At 47.0% G+C, this 26068-nt stretch carries 20 protein-coding genes; 12 read left to right on the forward strand and 8 right to left on the reverse strand.

The genetic code is table 11. The features are described from left to right. Window positions 1-23: 23 nt before the first annotated feature. The 3 genes from grpE (at window position 24) to dnaJ (ending at window position 3953) form a co-directional block, all read left to right on the forward strand. The gene (gene grpE / locus ABIN22_RS09040; protein ID WP_109733212.1) at window positions 24-731 is read left to right on the forward strand and encodes a nucleotide exchange factor GrpE; all 708 of its coding nucleotides are present in this window, start codon (window positions 24-26) and stop codon (window positions 729-731) included. A gap of 29 nt (window positions 732-760) precedes the next feature. Beyond that, window positions 761-2629 carry a molecular chaperone DnaK gene (dnaK, locus tag ABIN22_RS09045; protein WP_109733109.1) on the forward strand — a complete coding sequence of 623 codons (1869 nt, stop codon included), beginning with the start codon at window positions 761-763 and terminating at the stop codon, window positions 2627-2629. Window positions 2630-2759: 130 nt separating this feature from the next. After that, window positions 2760-3953, forward strand: coding sequence for a molecular chaperone DnaJ (gene dnaJ, locus ABIN22_RS09050; RefSeq protein ID WP_109733110.1), 1194 nt, complete (start codon window positions 2760-2762; stop codon window positions 3951-3953). 380 nt (window positions 3954-4333) lie between these two features. Here the strand turns inward: dnaJ and glgX are convergent, their stop codons facing one another. From glgX to ABIN22_RS09065, 3 genes are read right to left on the reverse strand one after another with little or no spacing between them, the layout of a single operon-like run. After that, window positions 4334-6439 (reverse strand): glycogen debranching protein GlgX, encoded by a 2106-nt coding sequence (gene glgX, locus ABIN22_RS09055; RefSeq protein ID WP_346908065.1) that lies wholly within the window; start codon window positions 6437-6439, stop codon window positions 4334-4336. A gap of 39 nt (window positions 6440-6478) precedes the next feature. Beyond that, on the reverse strand, window positions 6479-7102 hold the full coding sequence (locus tag ABIN22_RS09060; protein WP_118622579.1) for a response regulator: 624 nt from the start codon (window positions 7100-7102) through the stop codon (window positions 6479-6481). Continuing rightward, window positions 7102-8043: a sensor histidine kinase gene (locus tag ABIN22_RS09065; protein ID WP_346908067.1), complete on the reverse strand. Its 942-nt coding sequence runs from the start codon at window positions 8041-8043 to the stop codon at window positions 7102-7104. The genes ABIN22_RS09060 and ABIN22_RS09065 overlap by 1 nt, the downstream gene beginning before the upstream one ends. Window positions 8044-8516: 473 nt before the next feature. On the opposite strand from ABIN22_RS09065, the gene ABIN22_RS09070 reads away from it, so the two are divergent. From ABIN22_RS09070 to ABIN22_RS09095, 6 genes are all read left to right on the forward strand, one after another. Next, window positions 8517-9446: an ABC transporter ATP-binding protein gene (locus ABIN22_RS09070; RefSeq protein WP_109733114.1), complete on the forward strand. Its 930-nt coding sequence runs from the start codon at window positions 8517-8519 to the stop codon at window positions 9444-9446. Between the two features lie 10 nt (window positions 9447-9456). Next, window positions 9457-10587 carry an ABC transporter permease gene (locus ABIN22_RS09075; protein ID WP_346908069.1) on the forward strand — a complete coding sequence of 377 codons (1131 nt, stop codon included), beginning with the start codon at window positions 9457-9459 and terminating at the stop codon, window positions 10585-10587. Continuing rightward, window positions 10574-11725: an ABC transporter permease gene (locus ABIN22_RS09080; protein WP_346908071.1), complete on the forward strand. Its 1152-nt coding sequence runs from the start codon at window positions 10574-10576 to the stop codon at window positions 11723-11725. Before ABIN22_RS09075 ends, ABIN22_RS09080 begins: the two co-directional genes overlap by 14 nt. 213 nt (window positions 11726-11938) lie before the next feature. Then, window positions 11939-13333 (forward strand): MATE family efflux transporter, encoded by a 1395-nt coding sequence (locus tag ABIN22_RS09085; protein ID WP_118620278.1) that lies wholly within the window; start codon window positions 11939-11941, stop codon window positions 13331-13333. A gap of 155 nt (window positions 13334-13488) precedes the next feature. Next, entirely contained in the window at window positions 13489-14118 is a 630-nt protein-coding gene (locus tag ABIN22_RS09090) for a CatB-related O-acetyltransferase (RefSeq protein WP_118620279.1), read from the forward strand. A gap of 226 nt (window positions 14119-14344) precedes the next feature. Beyond that, window positions 14345-15172 (forward strand): P-loop NTPase, encoded by an 828-nt coding sequence (locus ABIN22_RS09095; protein WP_346908074.1) that lies wholly within the window; start codon window positions 14345-14347, stop codon window positions 15170-15172. Window positions 15173-15301: 129 nt separating this feature from the next. Here the strand turns inward: ABIN22_RS09095 and ABIN22_RS09100 are convergent, their stop codons facing one another. Continuing rightward, window positions 15302-15997 carry a S1 RNA-binding domain-containing protein gene (locus tag ABIN22_RS09100; RefSeq protein WP_346908177.1) on the reverse strand — a complete coding sequence of 232 codons (696 nt, stop codon included), beginning with the start codon at window positions 15995-15997 and terminating at the stop codon, window positions 15302-15304. Between the two features lie 338 nt (window positions 15998-16335). On the opposite strand from ABIN22_RS09100, the gene ABIN22_RS09105 reads away from it, so the two are divergent. Continuing rightward, entirely contained in the window at window positions 16336-17988 is a 1653-nt protein-coding gene (locus tag ABIN22_RS09105) for a putative manganese-dependent inorganic diphosphatase (RefSeq protein ID WP_109733121.1), read from the forward strand. Between the two features lie 81 nt (window positions 17989-18069). After that, window positions 18070-18651 (forward strand): flavin reductase family protein, encoded by a 582-nt coding sequence (locus ABIN22_RS09110; protein WP_118620282.1) that lies wholly within the window; start codon window positions 18070-18072, stop codon window positions 18649-18651. A gap of 84 nt (window positions 18652-18735) precedes the next feature. Here ABIN22_RS09110 and galT read toward each other — a convergent pair whose 3' ends face one another. Genes galT through ABIN22_RS09125 form a run of 3 tightly spaced genes read right to left on the reverse strand, consistent with a single transcriptional unit; the run spans window position 18736 to window position 22437 of the window. Beyond that, window positions 18736-20226: a UDP-glucose--hexose-1-phosphate uridylyltransferase gene (galT, locus tag ABIN22_RS09115; RefSeq protein WP_346908077.1), complete on the reverse strand. Its 1491-nt coding sequence runs from the start codon at window positions 20224-20226 to the stop codon at window positions 18736-18738. A 4-nt stretch (window positions 20227-20230) separates the two neighbouring features. Next, the gene (galE, locus tag ABIN22_RS09120) at window positions 20231-21229 is read right to left on the reverse strand and encodes a UDP-glucose 4-epimerase GalE (protein WP_346908079.1); all 999 of its coding nucleotides are present in this window, start codon (window positions 21227-21229) and stop codon (window positions 20231-20233) included. Between the two features lie 38 nt (window positions 21230-21267). Continuing rightward, window positions 21268-22437 (reverse strand): galactokinase, encoded by a 1170-nt coding sequence (locus tag ABIN22_RS09125; RefSeq protein ID WP_346908081.1) that lies wholly within the window; start codon window positions 22435-22437, stop codon window positions 21268-21270. Window positions 22438-22613: 176 nt separating this feature from the next. Between ABIN22_RS09125 and ABIN22_RS09130 the strand changes: the two genes are divergently transcribed. After that, entirely contained in the window at window positions 22614-23441 is an 828-nt protein-coding gene (locus tag ABIN22_RS09130) for an AraC family transcriptional regulator (protein WP_109733126.1), read from the forward strand. 15 nt (window positions 23442-23456) lie between these two features. Here ABIN22_RS09130 and ABIN22_RS09135 read toward each other — a convergent pair whose 3' ends face one another. Further along, the gene (locus tag ABIN22_RS09135) at window positions 23457-26054 is read right to left on the reverse strand and encodes an FtsX-like permease family protein (RefSeq protein ID WP_346908083.1); all 2598 of its coding nucleotides are present in this window, start codon (window positions 26052-26054) and stop codon (window positions 23457-23459) included. Window positions 26055-26068 lie beyond the last annotated feature (14 nt).

Raw genomic sequence — 26068 nt, forward strand, 5'->3', positions numbered from 1 at the left:
GTGAATAGCTGGTGGAAGAAAATATGAGCAAAGAAGATATGATAAAAGAAGCGGTGGAAGAGGCGAAAGCAAAGGCCGCGAAAGAGGCTGAGGAACAGGCAGCCCGGACGGACGAACAGTCTGAGGCCGAAGAACAGACAGAAGAGGCCGAAGAAATGGAAGACGCTTCAGAGGATGACGAAGCAGATGCATCAGAGGACGCAGAAGAACCTGCGGCTGAGGAAGAAGCAGCGGATGATGATAAAGAAAAATCCGGCAAAGAAAAGAAACTGTTTGGCAGAAAGAATAAGAAAGATAAAAAAGACGAGAAGATTGAAGAGCTGACTGACCGGCTCACTCGTCAGATGGCTGAGTTTGATAACTTCCGCAAACGTACAGAAAAGGAGAAATCCCAGATGTATGAGATAGGTGCGAAAGATATCATAGAAAAGATTCTTCCGGTCGTTGATAATTTTGAACGCGGCCTGGCAGCTGTGCCAGAGGAAGACAAGGCCAATCCTTTTGCGGAAGGAATGGAGAAGATTTATAAACAGCTGATGACTACACTGGAAGAGATTGGTGTAAAGCCGATCGAGGCGGTCGGAAATGAGTTCAACCCGGATTACCACAACGCTGTGATGCATGTTGAGGATGAAGAATTCGGAGAGAACACGGTGGCCGAAGAATTCCAGAAGGGCTACACATACCGTGAAAGTGTAGTGAGACATAGTATGGTAAAAGTTGCAAATTAATTTAATGAATAATTCAGGAGGATTTGATTATGGGCAAAATAATTGGTATTGACTTAGGTACAACAAACAGCTGTGTAGCTGTTATGGAAGGTGGACAGCCAACCGTTATCGCTAATACAGAAGGAGCAAGGACAACACCGTCAGTAGTAGCATTTACAAAGACGGGAGAACGTCTGGTAGGTGAGCCTGCAAAACGTCAGGCAGTTACAAATGCAGACAAGACAATCTCTTCTATTAAAAGAGAGATGGGTACAGATTATAAAGTAACGATTGATGACAAGAAGTATTCTCCGCAGGAGATTTCCGCTATGATCCTTCAGAAATTAAAAGCAGATGCAGAAGGATATCTGGGAGAGAAAGTAACAGAGGCAGTAATCACTGTTCCTGCATATTTCAACGATGCACAGCGTCAGGCTACAAAAGATGCAGGTAAGATTGCAGGTCTGGATGTAAAACGAATCATCAACGAGCCTACAGCAGCAGCTCTGGCATATGGTCTGGACAACGAAAAAGAGCAGAAGATCATGGTATATGACCTCGGAGGCGGTACATTCGACGTATCTATTATCGAGATCGGTGACGGAGTCATCGAAGTATTATCCACAGCCGGAAACAACAGACTTGGTGGAGATGACTTTGACCAGAAGATTACAGACTACATGCTTGCAGATTTCAAGGCAAAAGAGGGTGTTGACCTGTCAGGTGACAAGATGGCTCTCCAGAGACTGAAAGAAGCAGCTGAGAAAGCAAAGAAAGAGCTTTCATCCGCAACAACAACAAACATCAACCTTCCGTTCATCACAGCAACAGCTGAGGGACCGAAGCATTTCGATATGAACCTGACAAGAGCAAAATTTGATGAGTTAACTCATGATCTTGTTGAGAAGACAGCAGAACCTGTAAGACGTGCGCTTTCTGATGCAGGAATCGCAGCATCCGAACTCGGCCAGGTATTGTTGGTAGGTGGATCCACACGTATTCCTGCAGTTCAGGAAGAAGTAAAACGCCTGACAGGAAAAGAACCTAGTAAATCCCTTAACCCGGACGAATGTGTTGCACTCGGTGCTTCCGTTCAGGGCGGTAAGTTAGCAGGAGATGCTGGCGCAGGCGATATCCTTCTTCTGGACGTTACTCCACTGTCACTGTCTATTGAGACAATGGGCGGAGTTGCTACAAGACTGATTGAGAGAAATACAACAATCCCGACAAAGAAGAGCCAGATCTTCTCTACAGCAGCAGACAACCAGACAGCTGTAGACATCAATGTTGTACAGGGTGAGAGACAGTTTGCAAGGGACAACAAATCACTCGGCCAGTTCAGACTGGATGGAATTCCTCCGGCTCCACGCGGAATCCCGCAGATCGAAGTTACATTCGATATTGATGCAAACGGTATTGTTAATGTTTCTGCAAAAGACCTTGGAACAGGCAAAGAGCAGCACATCACGATTACAGCAGGTTCCAACATGTCTGACAGCGATATCGACAAGGCTGTAAAAGAAGCGGCTGAATTCGAAGCTCAGGATAAGAAGCGTAAAGAAGCAATTGATACAAGAAACGAAGCAGATGCTATGGTATTCCAGACAGAGAAGGCAATCAAAGAGGTTGGTGACAAGCTGGATGCAACAGATAAAGCTGCAGTGGAGGCAGACTGCCAGGCATTGAAAGATATCCTTGCAAAATCCAGTCCGGAAGATGCTACAGAGGCTCAGGTTGCAGAGATTAAGGCAGCGAAAGAGAAACTGATGGAAAGCGCCCAGAAGCTGTTCACAAAGATGTATGAGCAGGCTGGTGCGGCAGGAGCAGGCCCACAGCCGGGACCGGCACCGGAAGCAGGTCCGGCACCGGAAGGTTTCACAGGAGATGACGTAGTAGACGGAGATTACAAAGAAGTCTAAATGTCCGCTGGAATAGGCCTGTAACAGACAGGTTTATTCTTGAAAAAGGGTTCTACGAAGCTGCAAGAAGCGGCTTCGTAGAATTTCTTTGTACAAAATCATAATCAGACAGATGAAAGGGTAGAGTGTTATGGCAGAGTCAAAAAGAGATTATTACGAGGTGCTTGGCATAGGCAGGGATGCTGATGATGCAGCAATCAAAAAAGCATACCGTGTTTTAGCAAAAAAGTACCATCCGGACATGAATCCGGGAGATGCCGAAGCCGAGAAGAAGTTCAAAGAGGCATCTGAAGCGTATGCAGTGCTCAGCGACCCTGAAAAACGCCGCCAGTATGACCAGTTTGGACACGCAGCATTTGAAGGCGGGGCCGGCGGAGCTGGAGGCTTCGGTGGTTTTGACTTCAGCGGTGCTGATTTCAGCGATATATTTGGAGATATCTTCGGGGATTTATTCGGCGGAGGCGGAAGAAGAGGCGGCCGTGGAAATAATGGCCCGATGAAGGGTGCGAATATACGCAAAAGTATAAGAATCACATTTGAGGAAGCAGTTTTCGGATGTGAAAAAGAATTAGAGGTCATTTTAAAAGACCCATGTACAGCATGTAACGGAACAGGCGCAAAGCCGGGCACATCCCCGGAGACCTGTCCGAAGTGCGGAGGTAAGGGACAGGTAGTTTATACATCACAGTCCTTCTTCGGAACTGTACAGAATGTTCAGACTTGTCCGAACTGCGGTGGTTCAGGAAAAGTGATTAAAGAGAAATGTTCTTCCTGTTCAGGTACCGGATATACATCCAGCAAGAAAAGAATCCAGGTTTCCATTCCGGCAGGCATCGACAACGGACAGAGTGTCAGAATCCGTGAAAAAGGCGAGCCGGGAACAAACGGCGGCCCGAGGGGCGACCTGCTCGTGGAAGTAAACGTATCGAGACACCCGATCTTCCAGAGACAGGATATGCATATCTTCTCAACCGTGCCGATCAGCTTTGCACAGGCGGCACTGGGCGGGGATGTAAAGATCCCGACTGTGGACGGAGATGTGATCTATACCGTAAAGGCAGGAACAAAAACAGATACAAAAGTGCGCCTGAAAGGAAAAGGTGTGCCTTCCCTGAGAAACGCTCAGGTACGTGGAGACCATTATGTAACACTGGTCATCCAGACACCGGAGAAGTTAAGCCCGGAAGCAAAAGAGGCGCTGCGTGAATTCGACAGGCTGTCAGGAAATTCACTGAATCTTGACACAGGCGAGAGCAGCGGGAAATCCGGAAAAGGGAAGAAAAAAGGGTTTATGGATAAAATGAAAGAAGCATTCGATGAGTAGGAAGTGAAACTTCGATTGGCTGAATGGGGACGCTGGGACGGGGGAAAGTATGCAGCCTATTCACGGCTAGGTCGTTTCAGAATCCAGTCCACTCAACGAAGAAGTTCTAATAGAAAAAGAGATGCTCAGAAGGGCACAGCAGGCATGCAGCGGAAAAATAGATATTTTTCCGCCTTAGGCCGGCTTGAAAATTGATTTTGGAGAATCAATTTTCATCCCTTCTGAGCATCTCTTTTTCAATAAGAACTTCTATTCGCTCGTTAAAAGGATTCTGAAACGACCTAGCCGTGAGCAGGCTGCATACTTTCCCCCGCCCCAGCTGTTTAGCTCAATCGGAAGTTGCACACCAGTTACTGGAGAATATTTTACCCCCTCTTCTTTTACTGTACCGTAAAGATGATGACGGAGCGGCCGCCGAGCAGTACGGTGTTTTTTATTTCGGGCATGTTTTCGTCCGGAAAGGTTAAGTGGGCAGAGTCGCCGGTGTTTACTGCGATGTGCCAGGATTTTCCGGCCGGGAGGCTGGGGAGTGTGAGTTCGAGTGTCCTCCAGTAAGGATTGACGGCAAGGTAAACGATGTCTTCTGTTTGTTTTTCCGGATCATATCCGGCATACATGATGCAGATGGTCCGTGACTCTGGTGTGTAGTCGGGGAGCCACGGGGTCAGGCCGTGAATGCTGGTGCATGGGAACCCGCCCGGGGCCGGCTTAAGGTCTTTGCGGATTACGGTGTGTTTTTGACGGAAGGCAATCATGTACCGGAAGAAATCAAAGAGGTCCCGGTTTGTTTCTAACAGGGTCCAGTCCAGCCAGGAGATTTCGTTGTCCTGACAGTAAGGATTGTTATTGCCGAAGCGTGTATCCCCGAATTCATCGCCAGAGAGGAACATGGGGGTTCCACGGCTTGTCATGAGGACGGCACAGGCGTTCATCATCATACGCTTTCTTAGTTTCAGGACCTCGGGGTTGTCGGTTTCTCCTTCTACACCACAGTTCCAGCTGTTGTTGTCATTGGAGCCGTCCGTGTTGTTCCAGCCATTGGCTTCATTATGTTTTTCATTATAAGAATACAAATCATTGAGAGTAAAACCGTCGTGGCATGTCAGGAAATTGACGGAGGCGCTTAACCCCCTTGATGCCGGATCATACAGGTCAGGGGAACCTAAGATACGCTGGGCTGCGGTTTCGGCTAGGCCGGCGTCACCTTTTAAGAACCTTCTCATGTCGTCCCGGTATTTTCCGTTCCATTCTGCCCAGCGGCGCCAGGAGGGGAAAGAACCGACCTGATAGAGGCCCCCCGCATCCCATGCTTCCGCAATCAGTTTTACCGTGCCGAGGATCGGGTCAAACGCCAGACTTCTTAAAAGCGGCGGCTGGTTCATCGGGGAACCGTCCTCGTTTCTTCCGAGTATGGAGGCGAGGTCAAAACGAAACCCGTCCACGCGGTAATCGGTAACCCAGTAGCGCAGGCAGTCCAGAATGAGCTGCTGGACAACCGGGTGGTTGCAGTTCAGTGTGTTGCCGCAGCCACTGAAATTGTAATAATATCCGTCGGGGGTGAGCATATAGTAAATATTATTGTCAAATCCTTTGAAGCAAAAACTGGGGCCGTATTCATTTCCCTCGGCAGTGTGATTGAATACAACGTCCAGTATGACGTCAATGCCGTTGTCATGGAGGGCCTTGATCAGCTGCTTTAACTCACGGCCTTCCTGATTGTACTCAATAGAAGAGGCATAACTGGTATTGGGGGCAAAGAAACAGACGGAGTTATACCCCCAGTAGTCCAGAAGCTGGTTGTTGTCGATCAGACGGGCATCTCTCATTTCATCGAATTCGAAGACGGGCATCAGTTCGACCGCATTGATCCCCAGATCCTTCAGATACGGAATCTTATCGCGTAGTCCCTGAAAGGTTCCCGGACAGCAGACATCGGAGGAGGAATCCCGTGTAAAACCACGCACATGGGCTTCATAGATGACGAGGTCCTCCATCGGAATCTGAGGCTGTTTTTCCAGCCCCCAGTCAAAATTATTTCTCACGACGCGGGCACGGTAGCCATGCTCACAGCAGTTCGTGACACCCCAGCGGCTCTGCCCTGTGACGGCCCTTGCATAAGGGTCAAGAAGAATCTTTGTCTTGTCAAAACGCAGTCCTTTTTTTTCGTCATATGGGCCGTCCAGACGGAAGGCGTACTCAAATTCTTCGATATCCAGACCAAACACGATCATAGAATAAACGAATCCGATCCTGTAGTTATCAGGAAACCTGAGGGCCGCAAAAGGTTCCTCTGCCATGCGGTGGAAGAGGAGCAGTTCGCAGGAAGAAGCGCCGTGGGACTGGATAGTGAAACTGACTCCGCCGGGGATGATAGTGGCCCCGAAGGAGTGGAAGAAGCCGGGGCGGACCTGAAAGCCGTCTATCGTATCCAGAGGCTTGAGCTGGTCATTAGGGACGAGGGTGATATCGGATGTATGTACAGCCATAATAGATTCTCTCCTTTTCGTTTGAGCGGTGTTGACGGGTTATGCTTTGTGCTGGTAATAGAATACGGCAACCTGGGTTCTGTCACGCAGTTCCAGTTTATCAAGTATGGAACTCAAATAGTTTCTGACTGTTCCTTCACTTAAATACAGGCGGGAAGCGATTTCTTTGTTACTCAGTCCTTCTGCGATCAGCTCAATGATCTCCAGTTCCCTGTCATGGATGTCAAAATCTTCGTAGTGAAAGGATGGCGTCTGCTGGAGCAGGGATGGGATTTTGGAGACAATTTCATTGCCGAATACCGTCTGGCCTGAGAAAACAGCGCGGATTGCAGGGACGATATTCTGATAATCCTGTTTCAGAAGGTAGCCCTTTGCTCCCAGTTTTAATGACTTGATAATATATTCGTCATCAGAAAAGGTGGTAAGCAGGAGAATACGCGCATCCGGGAATTCTTTCAGTATCTCTGCCGAGGCATCCAGCCCGCTCATTTCTTTCATACGGATATCCATAAGCAGGACATCCGGCCTGTGCTCCCGGTACAGGGACACGGCGTCTGTCCCGTCATGCCCGCATGCAGGGACATGAAAATCCTTTTCTGCTTCCAGAATCGTCTTTAAGGCGCCTGCAACAAGGCAGTCATCATCTATTATTAATATATTCATTATGAAATCTCCTTTGGTATAGTAATAAATATTTTAAACCCTTTGTCATTTCTAATCTGTATATTGCCTTTCAGGGTATGAATCCGTTCTTTCATATTGATCAGGCCGATCCCCTCATCCGAAATGGGTCCGGCTGTCCCGTTATCTTCTATACAGAGCTGGTAGAGGGCCGGATGCTCCCGCATGGTTACATGGACCTGCGTGGCACTGCTGTGCTTCATGACATTGGAGAGGGCTTCTTTTGTTATGCTGATAAAACTAAACTTAATCTCTCTTGGAATATCTCTGCCCATATCAAATTCAAAGCTGACGGGACAAAACGTAAAATCATTTATGAGACTTTGCGTGGCCTCTTCTAAGTTTATGGCCTCATCATGGAGGTCATGCACACTGCTGCGGATACTGTCCATTGCAGAATTCAAAGTAGAATCCAGTGTATTTAGAGGCTCTGACAGTCCCGGGGACGTATTCACTGCCTTCATAGCACCGACCATCAGAATGGAGCGGGAGAGCAGATGACCGACATTGTCGTGGATTTCCCGGGCAATCCGGTTGCGCTCCTTCAAGGTTGCCGTGTAAATCTCATAATCCTGTTTTTCCAGCAGTGTATGGTTTTTCTCCGTCAGGAGCAGGTTTAATTCACGGCTGTCATCACGAGTATGTTTGTATAAGTCTTCCAGCTGATTGTAACCTGTAGTCTGCCGCTCCAACAGAAAAGCAAGGAGGATGCCGAATGCACCGAGAAGGAATAGGAAATAATCCGTTGTATGAATGAGGAAAGTCCATACATAAAACACCGCCCCTGCGATAAGAGGTATATAGCACCTGCGGCGGAAAAGAACATAGGCCACGGCCGGGAAAAAATAGAGAAAGGCAGGGCAGAACCATGTTATCAAAAGAAATACAAGGGAAATGGGGATGATGTATAAATTTAAATCCATAAAACAGTCCATGCAGCATATGATCAGGGCTGCTAATAAAGCCAGGACATAGTAAAAGTCCGGGCGGGTGTGAAATAGTGTAAAAAAGCAGTAAAGCAGGATTAGCACGGAATCTTTCATGTATTTCATCGCAGGCTCCCTTTTAGGTGATTTAAAGTTTCAGAAAAAAATAATCTACATCTATTTTACCATAAATACTAAACTCGTGAAATACCTCGTTAAGTATTTAGGTGTATGTCTTACTAAGCGTGAAAAAACCACGCTAAGTGCGAGCAATATACCATAAATACTAAACTCGTGAAATACCTCGTTGAGTATTTAGGTGTTTCCATATATTTTATGACATTTGTCATGTATATGCAGTGACGGATGACACTACCATATCTCACCCAAAACCATTATAGTATAGACATAGAATGAAAGGAAGGTATACGGTAATGTCTTAAACAGGCATGTATGAAGGAGGAAATGTTATGATAAAGATAGAAAATCTCGTAAAACGATATGGAAATCTGGTGGCGCTGGATCATTTGAATCTGGAAATAGAGGAAGGGGAAATTTTCGGGCTGCTTGGTCCGAACGGTTCGGGAAAAACGACGGCGATCAGCTGTATGCTGGCACTGCTGAAATATGACAAAGGAAAAGTCACGATTTTTGGTGAAGAGATGAAGCCTGACAGCTACAAGATCAAGCAGCAGATCGGAATCGTTCTTCAGAATGTGGCGGTTTTCGATGAGCTGACAGTCTATGAAAACATTGATTATTTTTGTGGGCTGTATGTGAAGGAGAAGGCGAAACGGAAAAAACTTGTAGAGGAAGCCGTCCAGTTTGTGGGACTGGAAGAATATATAAAGATGCGTCCGAAAAAGCTTTCAGGAGGCCTTTTAAGACGGCTGAACATTGCATGCGGAATCGCACACAGGCCGAGGCTGATTATTATGGATGAGCCGACAGTCGCGGTGGACCCGCAGAGCAGGAACCGGATTCTGGAAGGGATTAAGGAACTGAACAGGCAGGGCTCGACGATCATATACACATCCCATTATATGGAAGAGGTGGAACAAATTTGCACAAGGATTGCGATCATGGACCACGGCAGGAGCATAGCATCGGGAACTAAGGAAGAGCTCAAGAGTATGATCAAAACAGGTGAGACTGTAACAATAGAAGCCGTTGCAATAGAAGAGGCACAGATCAGGGAAATCAGACAGCTGCCTCATGTGTTTGATGTCCGGTACGATGAACAGGTATTGACTGTGAGATGTACGGGCGCAAAACATAACCTGATCCGCATTCTGAATTATCTGCAGGAAAACGCAGTCTCTTTCGGGAGAGTTTTTTCAGAACTGCCGACTTTAAACGATGTTTTTCTGGAAATCACAGGAACAGAACTGAGAGATTAGGAGGGAAGATATGCTGCATTTAATGAAATATGATGTGAAAGTAAAACTGCATAATTTTAATATGCTTTTCTGGCCGCTGGTTTTTCCTCTTGTTCTGGCAACGTTTTTTTACTTTGCCTTTGGGCGCATGGAAGAAGCAGATTTTGAAACAGTGCCAGCGGTTATTGTGGAAGAGGCAGACAGCGCAGAGGCGGATGCATTTACAGAGTTTCTGAAGAGCATCGAGGCGGACGATACAAAACTGATTACAGTAAAGAAAATGGATGAAAAAGAAGCACAAAAAGCATTGGAAGAAAAGAAAGCAGCCGGTATTTTTTACGCCGGTGAAGAGCCGTCACTTACTGTCAGGGGAGTCGGTCTGGAGGAGAGTATTCTTCAGTCCCTGCTGGAAAGCTATGAGAATGGAAGGCAGACAATGGAAAATATTGCGGCAAGTCATCCAGAAGGCATCCAGAACGCTGTAAAACAGATGGAGAATTACGAGGAATTAGTTTCTCAGGTATCTCTGGGCGGCAGGACGACAAATGGCAATGCACAGTTTTTCTATGCATTGATAGCGATGGCATGTATGTATGGCTGTTTTATCGGTTTTGGATCTGCACTGACCCTGCAGGCAAACCTGACCGCTCTGGCGGCAAGAAGATGTGTAACACCGACCCATAAGCTGAAACTGATTCTCTCAGAGATGCTGACTTCTTTTGGGATTCACTTCATTAATGTAATAATACTACTATTGTACCTGAAGTTTGTACTGAAACTGGAATTTGACGGGCAGATGCCGCAGATGCTGCTTGTGTCTTTTGTCGGCTGCATGATCGGGGTATCAATGGGAATCTTTATCAGCAGTTCCAGTAAACGGGGAGAAGGAATCAAGATTGCCATATTGCTGGGGATTTCTATGGTATGCAGTTTCCTGGCAGGGCTGATGAATTCAGGGATGAAGGATGTAGTAGAAAGAAACTGCCCGATCATAAACCGGATCAACCCGGCCGCACTGATATCAGATGCCTTTTACTGCATTAATGTCTATGATGATCCACTTCGGTTCAGACGCAGCCTGATGACACTGGTCATAATGTCTGCGGTACTGACAATTGGCTCATTCTTAGTGATCAGGAGGGAACGTTATGACAATATTTAAAGGATATATGAAAATCACAAAACAAAATGCAGCCATCATCATTCTCTATCTGGTGGTTTTCTTCGGAATCACTCTAATGATACAAAGTTCTGTCAAATCAACCATGAATGACAGCTATACAGCACATAGCGTAAAGCTAGCATTTGTGGATGAAGATGGCGGAGAAATGGCAAAAGGGCTTATGCAGTATCTTGAAAAGTACCATCAGGTAACATTGACAGAGAACAATAAAGAAGAATTACAGGAAAACATGTTCTATTCGAACATCGAATATATTGTAAAGATTCCTGCCGGATTCGAGGAAAAATGTCTGGACGGCGATGAAAAACTGTCTGTGACCAAAATTCCGGGTTCATACACAAGCTTCTATGTAGACCAGCAGATCAACAGCTTTCTGAATAACATGAAAACATACAACGCAGCAGGGTATACAGTTGGAGAGGCAGTCAAAGCAGTCAATGCGGTAAAGGAACCATCAGTAACAATGCTGGACAGTAACGGAAACGCAGGAGAGGCACCGGTATACAGTTACTATTTTCAATACATCCCTTATCTCCTGTTGAGCATACTCTGTTATGTCCTTGGAAACATCCTGTCCGCTTTTCATAAGCCAGACATCCAGAAAAGAATGCAGGCAAGTGCGGTTTCCGCACGCAGACAAAATATGGAGGCACTATTGGCGGCATCTGTATTCGGCCTGGTATTGTGGGGAATCAGCATGGCCGGGAATCTAATCCTGTATGGAAAAGAATTCCTGCAAAGCAAAAACGTTCCATACTACATCATAAACTCCCTAATCATGCTGGTGGTGGCATTATCACTCGCATACATGGTCGGAATGATTACAAATAACACGAATGCACTGAACGGAATCGTTAATATACTCTCCCTTGGGATGGGCTTCCTCTGCGGCGTCTTCGTCCCACTGGAATTACTGGGGAAAGGCGTAAAAACAGTCGCACAGTTCCTGCCAGTCTATTGGTACGTAAAAAGCAACGACCTGCTGGCCGAATACGGAAGCATCACCGGAAACGTCAGGACAGAAATACTGCAGGCATTCGGAATACAACTCGTATTCGCAGCGGCAATCTTATGCATCGCAATGGTAATATCAAAAAGAAAGAGATTAGGGACGTAATATAGTTCAGGTTTACTACGTCCCAAATTAAGGTTTGTGGTGTACCAATTTGAAGTTTGCCCTGTACCTTTTTGGAATTTTATGCTAATATTTTTATACTAAGATGTTCTTTGCGTCAGCGGAGGGCATCTTTTCTAAGGTTAGGCCGGTGTGTGGATAGATGTTTTCCAGACAGGTGAAAAATATAAAGTATAAGAGAGGGCGGCGAAGAAGATGAGTGTGGAGAAAGGCAGGATACATATAGAGAATCAGCTGGGGATTGACTGGGGTAAGTTTTATAAAAGTGTGTTTGCCCTTGTGATTCCGATGGCGCTGCAGAATCTGATAAATGTGGGGGTTACTGCGGCGGATGTTATTATGCTGGGCAAGGTGGGGGAAAAGGCCCTTTCAGGGGCGTCTCTGGCCGGGCAGGTGCAGTACATCATGGTTCTTTTTCTGTTTGGCCTGACGTCCGGGGCAACGGTGCTGACGGCACAGTACTGGGGGAAGGGCGATAAGAAGACGATTGAGAAGATACTGGCTCTTGGAATGAAGGCGGCGGTGGTGGTTACTGCGGTGTTTATGATTGCGGCCCTTGTGATTCCGGGGATGCTGATGAAGATATTTACGAATGATCCGGAGGTGACAGCACAGGGGATACAATACCTGAGGATTGTAGCATTTTCATATGTGATAATGGGGATTACCCAGGTTTACCTTTATGTGATGCGCAGTGTGGAGCGGGTGGTTGTGGCAACTGTCGTCTACCTCATTTCGCTTATCGTGAATGTGGTCCTGAATGCCATTTTTATTTTTGGCCTTCTGGGCTGTCCGGCGATGGGAATTCAGGGTGCGGCGCTTGGAACGCTGATTGCAAGGATTACGGAGCTGGTACTCGTATTTGGATATGCCAGGTTCTTTAATAAGGACATAAAATTCCGGATAAACTATTTTTTAAGGACAGATAAAATACTTGTGCAGGATTTCCTGCGTTATGCACTGCCTGTTGTTATGAATGAGGTGATGTGGGGGCTTGGCACGGCTGCGAACACGGCTATTTTAGGACATATGGGAAGCGCGGCCGTGGCTGCAAATTCTGTCGCGCAGGTGGCCAGACAGCTGGCAACTGTTGTGGCATTTGGCCTGTCGAGCGCCACCGCGATTTATTTAGGTAAAACAATAGGGGAGAAAAAATTTGAACATGCAAAGGCATATGCCAACAGGTTTCTTTGGCTGAGCGTCATTATGGGGGCTTTAGGCGGGGTGCTGATTCTGGCGGCATCACCGGTCGCAGCGGCGGCGCTGTCACTGTCTGTGGAGGCTAAGGGCTATCTGAAATTCATGTTCTTTATTATGTCTTATTTCGTAGTTGCCCAATCATTCAACACAACGATGGTAGTAGGAACATTCCGTTCAGGCGGGGACACGAGGTTCGGCCTGATTATGGATGTTTCTACCATGTGGGGAGGCTCTATCCTGTTTGGATGGCTGGCCGCATTTGTGTTTAAATGCAGCGTCCCGGTTGTATACATGATATTGATGTGCGACGAGTTGATTAAAGTACCGATCACATGGATACGCTACAAAAGCTTCAAGTGGCTGAAAGACGTCACCCGGGATGAATTGTAGAAACGAAGGACGGATGGGAAAGTTTACTTTAAAGCATCTCTATGTTATGATAAATATTGTATCAAATTAAAAAGAGGTGAGCGTTTGTGAAGCTTTGCATTGCATTAGCTGGAATGGTTGAAATAAGTGGTTAACAATTAAGAGGAGGACTTAAAATGACTATTCCAGAGGAACAAATATATCCCAGAACGGGAGATAATCAGACAGTTTATTTAAAGAACGTAATCAGCGATCCAAACATAATGGTCGGCGATTATACGATGTATAATGATTTTGTCAATGACCCGGTATTGTTTGAAAAAAGTAATGTGCTGTATCATTATCCGGTCAACCATGACCACCTTGTGATCGGCAGGTTCTGTTCTATTGCCTGCGGAGCAAAGTTCCTGTTTAACAGTGCAAATCACAGGATGTCATCCCTGTCTACGTATCCGTTTCCACTTTTCTTCGAGGAGTGGGGGCTTGACATGAAAAATGTTGCAGATTCCTGGGACAACAAGGGTGATATCGTCATAGGAAATGATGTGTGGATCGGCTATGAGGCAGTTATTCTGGCCGGGGTTACCATCGGTGATGGCGCAGTCATAGGCAGTCGTGCGCTTGTGACAAAAGACGTTGCACCATATACCATCGTCGGCGGAATACCGGCAAAGCCTATCAGAAAACGGTTTTCAGAAGGTACCATTAAGACCCTTCTGGAGCTGAAATGGTGGGACTGGCCGAAAGAGCGCATTGCACAAAACATTACAGCGATACAGTCCGGCGCCATAGAAAAACTGGTATAGGGGTATGCAATCATTCCGGGGGTTTTAAGTAAATTGCATTTATGGTATAATGCTCGCACTTAGCGTGGTTTTATCACGCTTAGTAAGACATATACCTAAATACTTAACGAGGTATTTCACGAGTTTAGTATTTATGGTATAATACAAAAAGCGGGCCTTGCCGTTACAGGCAGGCTTGCTTTTTGAAGCAGTACGATACTATTATAGAAAGAGAAGGTAGAGCAATATGGCAGATGAACACAGCAATGGCTGCAGCGAAGAGTCCTGTGCAGGCTGCGCACATGCAGGATCATGTGAGAGCAAAAAGGAGGATTTCAGAGTTCCGGCAAATAAATATTCACAGATTAAAAAGGTAATCGGCGTTATCAGTGGAAAGGGAGGCGTAGGCAAATCACTCGTGACCGCATCTCTGGCCAGAATGATGCGTGAGAAAGGATACACCGTCGGCATTCTGGATGCAGACATTACAGGACCGTCCATTCCAAAGATGTATGGTGTGCATGAGACGGCGAAGGGCAGTGATGAGGGGATGTTCCCTTGTATCGCAAAGGATGAGACCAGAATCATGTCCGTCAACCTTCTGCTGGAGGATGAGGATACCCCGGTTATCTGGAGGGGGCCTGTTATTGCAGGAGTTGTAACACAGTTCTGGACGGACGTTATGTGGGGAGACATTGATTATCTGTTCGTGGACATGCCTCCGGGAACCGGAGATGTGCCGTTAACCGTATTCCAGTCACTGCCGGTAGACGGGGTTGTCATTGTAACATCTCCTCAGGACCTTGTACAGATGATCGTGAAGAAAGCATACAACATGGCAAAACAGATGAATATCCCTGTGCTTGGCGTGGTGGAAAACTACAGTTATGTAAAATGTCCTGACTGCGGGAAAGAGATCAAAGTATTCGGCGAGAGCCACATAGACGAGATTGCGGCGGAACTGAACATGCCTGTACTCGGTAAGATGCCGATCGATATGAAGATTGCAGAAGCGGTTGATGCAGAAAAATTCTATGAGGCCGAGAATCCATATCTGCAGGATATTAAACTATAAAAATGGCAGGATAGCCGAACAAAGCATATAATGAAACCCTTCAGTCCGGGCAGGAAAAATATATCCTGCTCCAGTCTGAAGGGTTTGTTCATTTCATAGCTTTTTCCGGAAACTTTCAAAAAGGAAATCCTAAAGCTTAATGTTCTTAAAGAGGTCACCAAGGTTTGTTCCGATGTTCTCGCTCTTAGGAATCTCTACTTTTTCAACAACTTCTTCTGCAGATTCCTCGAGTGCTTTCATACTCAGGCTGATCTTGCCGTCCTTAATCCCGATCACTTTTACCTTTACAGTGTCGCCGGTTTTCAGAACTTCACCCGGAGTCTTGATGCGCTTCTGGGAGATCTGGGAGATATGCACGAGGCCGGACAGTCCGTTCTCGAGTTTAATAAATGCCCCATAATTCTGCAGAGTCTCAACAGTTCCTTCCATAACAGTACCGATCTTAATGCTTGCGATCTGGTCTTCACGTGCTTTTTTCTCTTTTTCCCTTAAAATCTCGCGGGCGGATAAAACGAGACGGTTATTTGCCTGATCAACATCAATGACGCGTACTTCGATGTCCTTCAATAAATAGGTTTCCAAATCCTCAATATATGAAAGAGAAAGCTTGGATGCAGGGATGAATCCGCGTAAGCCCTCGACCATTGCGATAGCGCCGCCATTTACGATCCCTTCTACTTTAACAGGCAGGACTGTCTTGTTCTCCATGTAGTCAAGAACTCTGTTCCAGGGATTTGCATCATCAAAATGTCCCTCGTAATCAGCCATTGTCTCAACAGGTTCTTCATTTGTCTGTACTTCTTCTGTTCTCAATTCTTCGCTCATCATTGCACCTCAACTTATCTTTAAAATTCGTGTAAATCACACTTGCACCGCGACCCATTACTGAAAACCCGTGTGTCTGTGTGAAAAATAGTACAGACTTAGTATAGCATATGTTTTACCAAAAAAACAACCAATCTTGAAAATTGGGTTGACGAATTCCTGAAAAAATGGCAAGCTACTATTAATGAATTAAAAAACCAAAGACCCTGCGGCGGGCTGCAGGGCATTAAATTTGCAGTGCGGCAGGTCTCAGGCAGGAGTTTTCTCCCGCGGTGACAAAAAAGGGATGGGATACCTGATCCCGTCCTGCCGCCTGCGGGAATAGAGGGTGAAATAATATGGATAATGGAGTAAATAAGCGAAAAGTATATGTAGTAGGCCACAAGAACCCGGATACGGATTCGATCTGTTCTGCGATTGCCTATGCAAGGCTTAAGACGAGGCTGACAGGGGAGGAGTATACCCCGCGCAGGGCAGGGCAGCTCAATGAAGAGACACAGTATGTTCTGGAGCGGTTTGGCATAAAAGTTCCCGGACTTCTTTCTGACCTGCGTGTCCAGGTGAAGGACGTAGAGTTAAGGAAGGTAGAAGGGCTCAATGGCAGCGTGTCCATTAAGACGGCATGGGCCAGAATGAAGGAACTCAACATCAAGACACTGCCGGTCACAAGAGGCGGCAAGCTCGAGGGTCTGATCACCATTGGTGACATTGCTACATCTTATATGGATGTGTATGACAGTACGATCCTTTCCACAGCCCGTACACAATACCGCAATATCGCAACGACGATCGGCGGCCGGGTAGTAATCGGAAATGACCACAGTTTTCTTCTGAAAGGAAAAGTGGGGATTGCGGCGTCCAGCCGTGACCTGATGTCTGATTTCATTGAGGAGGATGACCTCGTAATCCTTGGAAACAGAAGAGAAGCACAGCAGTGTGCGATCGACCTGAATGTAGGCGCAATGGTCGTTTGTCATGGTGCGGAGATACCGGCTGACATCATAGAACAAGCGAGACAAAAAGAAATCGTGATTATCAGCACGCCCCACGATACATTTACGGTGGCAAGACAGATCAACCAGAGTATCCCTGTCAGACATTTTATGACAAAGGAAGGGCTCATTACGTTTAAATTGCGTGATTACGTCGATGATGTAAAGGATGTCATGGCACATAAGCGTTTCCGTGATTTCCCGATCGTAGATAATAAAGGCAATTTCCTCGGCTTCATTTCCAGGAGGCGGCTGCTTAACAGCAGAAAGAAACAGGTCATTCTTGTAGATCATAATGAGAAGAATCAGGCTGTAGACGGGATTGAGGAGGCCGATGTGCTGGAAATCATAGACCATCACAGGCTGAGCAGCATAGAGACAATGGGACCTGTATTTTTCAGAAACCAGCCCGTTGGATGTACGGCAACCATCATCTACCAGATGTATCAGGAAGAGTGCATTGAGGTGGAAAAGGAAATTGCGGCGCTTCTTTGTTCCGCGATCATTTCCGATACACTGATGTTCCGTTCACCAACCTGTACGCCGCTGGATGAGGCATCTGCCAGAAAACTGGCGCAGATAGCAGATATCAACATAGAAGAGCTGGCACTGGAAATGTTTAATGCCGGAAGCAACCTGAAGGGAAAGAGTGCAGAAGAAATCATTTTCCTGGACTTCAAGCAGTTTACAGTCAACGAAACCGTCATCGGGGTAGGTCAGGTCAACTCCATGAGCGGGGACGAACTCAAAGAAATCAAGGCAACGGTCCTGCCTCATTTGGAGAAGGCAAGAAAATCACACCGTCTGGATATGATTTTCTTCATGCTGACGAACATCGTTACAGAATCCTCGGAACTGATTTGCTGTGGTCTGGATGCACGTTCCAAGGTGATCGCTGCCTACGACCTGCGTGAAGATACGGACGATTTGCTCTTAAAGGGTGTAGTATCCAGAAAGAAACAGCTCGTGCCGACACTCGTAGGTGCCCTCCAGCAATAAGCGTGCCGCAAAGGGGTCAGACCCTTTTGCACTCAATATTCAGAATATTCTGAATTTAAGGGAAAGGAAGATAGTAAGAAGATGAGCAAACAAGTATGGAAACCCGGGAATATGCTGTACCCGCTCCCTGCTGTCATGGTAAGCACCGCGGATCGATCAGGAAAAACGAATATTCTGACGGTTGCGTGGACAGGAACGATATGCACAAATCCGCCGATGGTCTATATTTCCGTCAGGCCGGAGCGTTATTCCTACCAGATGATAAAGGAGTCAGGGGAATTTGTAATAAATCTGACAACAGAAAGCCTGATCAGGGCAACAGATTACTGTGGGGTCCGCTCAGGAAGAGACGTTGACAAATGGAAAGAAACTGGTTTGACGCCGTTAAAGGCGGAAACGCTGTCTTATGCACCGGCTATAGAAGAGAGTCCTGTCAGTATCGAATGCAGGGTGGCTGAGGTCAAAGAACTGGGGAGCCACCATATGTTCCTTGCCGAAGTGACGGCAGTTCAGGTGGATGAATCCTATATGAACGAGAAGAATAAGTTTGAACTCAACAAAACAGGCCTGCTTGCTTATTCCCACGGGGAATACCTTGGACTCGGGAAAAAGCTGGGCACATTCGGATACAGTGTACGCAAGAAAAAAAGAAAGAAAAAATAGAGAGAAACAAAAACGGGTGTGGGGTCAAATGATCAGAGTAACTGACAATTTGGCCGCACACCCGTCTGGCTTATTGAAACTTTCTTACAGGGCAGCAATAAATCTGCCGAATGCGTTCATTCCTTCTTCTGTGCATTTATAAACACCTGCATCTTCGAGCACCTGGCAGAAGACTTTCCCGACCTCCTGTTTCAGAATCCCGTCGATATTATCCGGGTTCAGGTCCGGATAATCAGGAAGGAACCCTTCTACCCAGTCGGCATGCTTTTGAAGCGTCTCATTGCTCCTGATATCTTTCTTTTCCAGAATATATTCTGTCAGCAGTTCCAGCTCATCTTTCAGACGTGACGGCAGGACTGCGAGTCCCATGACTTCAATCAGGCCGATATTTTCTTTCTTGATATGGTGCAGTTCTGCGTGCGGGTGATAGACGCCGAGAGGATGTTCTCCGGTCGTGATATTATTGCGCAGTGTCAGGTCAAGTTCATACAGGTCACCGTGCATTCTGGCGATCGGCGTGATCGTGTTGTGAGGCTGTCCGTCTGTCTCTGCATAAATGAATGCATCTTCATCGGTATATCCCCTCCATGTCTTTAGGATATGGTCTGCCAGCTCGATAATCCGGTTCTCATCACTGCCCTGGAGGCGGATGACGGAGAGCGGCCATTTTACAATCCCTGCAGCCACATCTTCAAAGCCTTCGACCACAAAGTTCCTGACAACAGGGGCCTTGGCCATAGCGAACGTATAGTGGCCGCCCTGAAAGTGATCATGGCTTAAGATAGAGCCTCCTACGATCGGCAGGTCCGCATTAGAGCCGAGGAAGTAGTGGGGGAACAACTTTACAAAATCAAATAGTTTACGGAAGGTATTCTTCTCAATCTTCATGGGCACATGCTCACCGTTGAGTACGATACAGTGCTCATTATAATAAACATAAGGAGAGTATTGGAACCCCCAGCTGCTGTCATTGACCGTGATCGGGATAATCCTGTGGTTTTCACGCGCCGGGTGGTTTGTACGGCCGGCATAGCCTTCGTTCTCCATGCAGAGCAGACACTTCGGATAAGAAGATGCCTTCGCATTTCTTGCGGCTGCGATGGCCTTGGGGTCCTTCTCCGGTTTGGAAAGATTGATTGTAATGTCCAGTGTGCCGTAATCCGTGTCAACGGTCCACTTCATATCCTTACAGACACGGTAGCGGCGTATATAATCGCTGTCCTGGCTTAACTTGTAATAATATTCGGTAGCGGCCTTTGGTGACTCCTTGTACCTTTTCCAGAATTCAGACTGCACCTGGGAGGGACGCGGCATGAGACAGTTCATCAGCTTCGTATCAAACAAATCCCTGTATACGATGCTGTCCTCAATGATTCCGCGGCTGCATGCCTCATCCAGCAGTTCTTTCAAAACATCCTCCAGAACAATCAGGGAGAGATCACAATCTGTGTCTTGATATTCATCCTCATGGAACAGATCGAGCAGCAGGTTGGTCGTATAAATACGTTCACATTCCGGTGTAAGCCCTGTCTGGATTCCATACTGTACCAGCTTCTTGATTGCTTCATTCAACATAACGTTATGCCTCCTGTTTTCTGAATCCGTGCGGATGGGTGCTGTGCCATTTCCAAGCAGAAGCGATGATCTCTTCCAGATCGGCATGATGCGGATTCCAGCCGAGGACCTCTCTTGCCTTATCACTGGATGCAATCAGCCTTGCAGGGTCTCCTGCACGCCTTGGTGCTATCTTTGCATTAATTTCAAGGCCGGTTACTTTTTTGGCAGTCTCAATTACTTCTTTGACGGTGAAGCCGATCCCGTTTCCGAGATTGAAGATATTGCTGTCACCGCCGTCCAGAAGATATTTCAGGGCAAGGATATGAGCCTGTGCAAGGTCCGTTACATGAATGTAATCACGGATGCATGTGCCATCTTTCGTGTCATAATCATCCCCGAAAATACTGATGTATTCACGCTGGTTCAGCGGAACCTGGAGGATCAGTGGAATCAGGTGCGTCTCAGGACTGTGTGCTTCACCGATGCTGCCGCTTTCATGGGCACCACAGGCGTTGAAGTAGCGCAGAGCGACATATTTCAGGCCGTGTGCGGCATCAGTCCATTTCATCATCTTTTCCATCGCAAGCTTTGTTTCCCCGTATGTATTGGTTGGACAGGTCCTGTCATCCTCCATGATCGGGATATTCTCAGGCTCCCCGTAGGTCGCGGCGGTGGAAGAGAAGACGATTTTCTTTACATCATGGGCAATCATAGATTCCAGAAGGACTTTCGTGCCGCAGACATTGTTGTCGTAATATTTCAGCGGGTCGACCATACTCTCACCTACAAGGGAGTTTGCGGCAAAATGAATGACAGCATGGATTTCTTCGCTTTCGAAAATGTTATCCACGAAACCACGGCTGCGGATATCCCCTTTGTAAAAACGGGCTTTCGGATGAACCGCCTCTATATGCCCTGTCTCCAGATTATCCGCGATGACAACATCGGCTCCTTTGTCAATAAGTTCATAAACTGTGTGTGAGCCGATGTATCCGGCTCCTCCTAATACTAAAATAGACATTTGAACTCCACCTTTCTGAATCTTTTATTCCCGGTTTCTTAATTTAACTTACATGCCCCGCCGCCGATATCAACGGTATAGAATTCTGCCTCGTGGCCGACTTTCTCCTTATAGCTGCTGCCGACGGTACTGATGAAGGCATCCACGGCGTCATTTTTTACAATGCTGACCGTACAGCCGCCGAAGCCGCCTCCTGTGATTCTGGAGCCGATCACGCCGGGAACTTCCCATGCCAGGTCAACTAAGACATCAATCTCATCACAGGAAACCTCGTAATCATCCCTTAAGGAAATATGGGACTGGTTCATCAGTTCGCCGAACCGTTCAATATTGCCGGCTTTCAGTGCCGCTACAGCCTCGATCGTGCGCTGGTTCTCGGCAACCGCATGCTTTGCACGTCTTACCTGAACCGGATTCGGGATGACTTCTTTAAACTTCTCAAACGTATCCATATCCAGATCACCGAGTGCGTTGATGTCCAGTTCTTTTTGAAGTGCGGCAAGAGCCTCAGAACACTCCTGACGTCTTTCGTTGTATTTTGAATCAACGAGGCTGTGCTTTACCTTGCTGTTCGTAATAATGATCTTGGCGTCTTTAAGGACGACAGGGGCATATTCATAATGCAGTGTCGCGGTATCAAGGAAAATGGCATGGTCTTTTTTGCCCATTGCAACGGCAAACTGGTCCATAATCCCGCAGTTACAGCCATTGAAGTTGTTCTCAGAATACTGTCCAATTAAAGCTAAGTCAATCATGCTGAACTTGTCAATGCCAAACAGGTCACTTATGATCACTCCTGTCAGAACCTCCAGAGAGGCAGAAGAGGAGAGGCCGGATCCATTTGGGATATTGCCCCAGATTACCATGTCAAAACCACTGTCCAGCTTCACACCCTTTTCGGCAAAAGCCCAGACAACACCTAACGGGTAGTTCGCCCAGCCATAGGCTTCTTTGTTCGTCAGGTCGTCCAGAGAGGCTTCCACGACACCGAAGCTGTTCAGGTTCATGGAATAAAAGTGCATTGCCCTGTCGGAACGTTTCCTTGCCATCCCGTATGTACCAAGAGTCAGGGCACATGGGAAAACATGCCCTCCGTTGTAATCGGTATGTTCACCGATCAGGTTCACGCGTCCCGGTGAAAAATAAAATCCCGCGCCGTCAGCGCTTCCAAACAGTTCTTCAAATTTTGCAGATAATTTTTCTTTCATTTTAAATCCTCACTTCCATATGGTGTCAGAGTCGTTCTTTCCTATGTTTTTATTATAACGGAACAGAGGGAGGATGTATATAAAAAATCCGTGCAAAGATATGTAATTATGTTGCACGAGGAGAAAGCAGCCGATATAATAATGAAAGAGATGTAAGGAAGAAGGGAGAGCAGAATATGGAAGGAACTTATAAATACTCATACAAGGTTGGAGAGAGCCTGCTGACCTCACTGTCTGTTTATAATGTGGGACATCAGAAATGTGGGCCCGGCTACCAGTGGGGGCCCGGTATCCGGAACCATTACTGCATCCACCATATCATTTCCGGGACGGGGTATTATAGTGTACATGGAGACACCTATAAGCTGTCGGCGGGGGATACTTTTATTCTTTATCCGGATACGGAAGTGAAATATTATGCAGATACGGAAAAACCGTGGGAGTATGCATGGGTAGGATTCATGGGGACCGACGCGTCGTCCATCATACGATCCACAGACTTTACGAGGGAAAAACCATATATTGAGAATGGGAAAACACCGAAAAGAGTCCTGAAGAATCATCTGGATAAGATATACGAAGTAAAGGGAAACAGTCATGAGGCTTCCGTGGCAATGACCGGGGCACTCTATACACTGCTGGCTGTATTCATGCACTATGCAGGCCATAGGGAGCCGTCCAGCGATATCCAGCTTGCTTACGTCGAGAAGGCAAAAAACTATATATCCACGAGCTACTCTTATCCGATCACGGTGGAAGATGTTGCGGCCTATGCGGGCATCAGCCGGAGCCATCTGTACCGTTCGTTTCAGGCATATGAACAGCAGTCCCCGAAGGAATACCTGAGCAATTTCCGCATAAAACAGGCCTGCCGCCTTTTAAAGGAAACAAGCCTGTCTATCGCGTCAATTGCTTATTCGGTTGGGTTCGAGAACAACCTATATTTTTCGAAGGCATTTAAGAAAGTGATGCATGTCAGCCCGTCAGAATACAGACAGAACTGAGAGGAAGGGATAAAGCTATGGCTCCTCCACCTTTTTGATAAAGCCCTTTTCCAGAAAATGTATTCCGGCACAATAGACCACAACATATACTGCCAGTAAAACGGCAAGCAGAATCAGGTACCTGGCAGTTTCCGCCCCGGTAAACAGTCTCTTCACAGGCATTCCGATGAAGAAGATGGCGGAGACGGCCACACCAGCCAGAAAGGCGAACCGGGAGTGCACAGACATATCGCTGCGCAGGAGATGGACCCGTTCTCTGCGGTTCATTCCAACGGCCTCGAGAAGCTGGTTCCTGCGCCTGAGTTCCCCGATCTCCAAACTGTACTTCAGATAGAAGACGAACAGGCTGCTAATCAGCAGGATAAGTGCCGTGACAGAGAATGCAATTGCCTTAAAGAAGTGCCCGCCTTCGGCAAAAGACTGTGAAGCCTGTTTTCCGTAGCATGGCAGGATGGTCGGGTCCACATAAGTGTCCGCTGCATGCTTCTCTGTGAAAACCTTCAGATGCTCTGAAACATTCTGATATTCCCCGTCAGCCGTTTTCAGCGTTATAAGCTGTGTCGGGGAAGGTTCTTCTTCAATCCTGTCCAGTACGGACTGGCGCAGTTCTTCAAAATACGAATCAGAGAAGACTACGATATTTTCCTGGTCCCCCTCATGGAACATTCCTGTCAGAATTGTCTTTTCCTGACTTTTAATCCGGTATGGGGGATACAGCTCATCGCGGTTGTTCAGGGTATAATTGCAGATCACCCCCGCCCTTAAGTGCGGATCATATCCAAGGTCCTCCATCGGAGAATAGTACCAGTCCAGAAGACGGGCACGCTGTGAGGTATCCTGCTGGAACACGACATGAATCTCCCGGCCGTTCAGGTTCAGACTGTTTTTTTCATCCGGCCGTATAATCTTTTTCAACGTCCGGTATGTACTTTCCGAAATTCCAATATGCTGTCCGAGTGGGAAAAACATACCGTTATTTGTGGAACCCTTCAGTGTATTAAATGAAAACGGTTCTGCAAGCAGCGTGTCAATCCGGACCATCGGATAAGTCTCCATCTGTACATCATAGTCTGCACTCAGATCTTGAAAGAATTCCTCATCCCCTTCATGTGCCATACATACAAAATCATATGGATAGAGATTCTTCTCCGCAGAGGCAGTCAGAACCGAACTTAACCGCGGCAGGTAGACGGAGAGTGCAAATATATGGATCATAAACAGAAGAAAGAGGTACTTTGCATTTGTACGAAACCGGTATTTCCAGGGCAGTGTCAGGAAGATATGGTTCAGGCGGCGGTCCCTTTTCTTAATAAACCAGCGGTACAGCCTGCTGCCCCCACAGTAGATCAGGAGCAGGAAACCAAACAGCATGACTGCCAGCCTCGAAAGACCTTCCATCCAGTATCCATACAGATAGCCGCTGATTCCTGTTATGATACAGTAAATTCCGTAAATGAGTCCGACAAGCAGAAGTCGTTTTGGCAGCTTTTCCTTTTTGGTTTCGCTGACTGCCGAGGACGTAATATCCGTATATTCAAATAAATGATAATTGATCAGGGTTGCGAGTCCTGCCATAAGTAAAAATGCAATGGCGGTAATGAGAATGAGCAGCCCATAGTCAGTAGGAACGGATGTATGTACCCCGATAGCGCGCAGAAAAAGAATTTTTGTGAGCGGAAGAAACAGGTTCCCGGCAAGCAGTCCCGCAGCCAGTGAAGCAAGGATACATACGATATATTCAAGCGCAATGACCAGCCCCAGAGTCTTTCTGCGGATCCCCAGGCTTATAAAAATCCCGTAGTTTTTCATGCGTGTCTTTATATAGTTCGAAATAATCAGAACGAACAGCAGGACTGACAGGACAACAACGATCACGGCGGCCTCAATAAAAATGGAGGTAATCTGGGCGCCTGAAGCCGAAGGCACATCCTGTCCCGGACTAAGCGTATGGTAAGCAGCCAGTGCCCCGAACATGACGTAAATAAGCGCAACAGAGGCCGAAGCAGCCAGAATAAATAAAAGATAGCTCTTCAGGTTGCTGCGGAAATTCGCAAAGATCACCTCAAAAAAATCTTTGGAGTACCGTCCAGGAAAACGCATCCGGCGGAGTTTGTCCAGACGGGCAGCCTCCTCTTTACGCTTCAGTTCCCGCGCTTTACGGTTCATCGCGTCGTGTTCCATAATCAGCCTTGCGCCGATATAATCCGCGACCATAAGGATCATAGAAACAGCTACGGCGGGCCGTACGGTATAAACGCCCAGAAATACGGTCAGAAGGTATACGAAACCGGTCCAGTAGCTGATGCTGCTGAGTACATTCGCATTTTTCCCAGCCAGGAAAAGAACGGACCGCAGGAGTAAAATCGCTGTAAGCAGGAGGGGCAGGAAAAGAAACAGGTAGGCAGGAACAATACTGACACCCGTTGCGGCCACCACCGCGGGATCCTCCAGAGCATTAGAAAAAGCCGAAATCCCGCCATAGCGCCGGACCTCAGCGTAAAATTCCAGAATCGTATAAGAGACCCCCTGAAAAGAGAGCCATTTAGCAAAAAAAATCAGGCAGGAAATCACAATTCCCACCACGGCGCAAAACCGGTTTGCAATACGCTTCATAAAAGCCTCCGTTC

This window comes from Faecalicatena orotica, assembly GCF_905197545.1.
GTDB classification, from domain to species: Bacteria; Bacillota; Clostridia; order Lachnospirales; family Lachnospiraceae; genus Faecalicatena_A; species Faecalicatena_A orotica.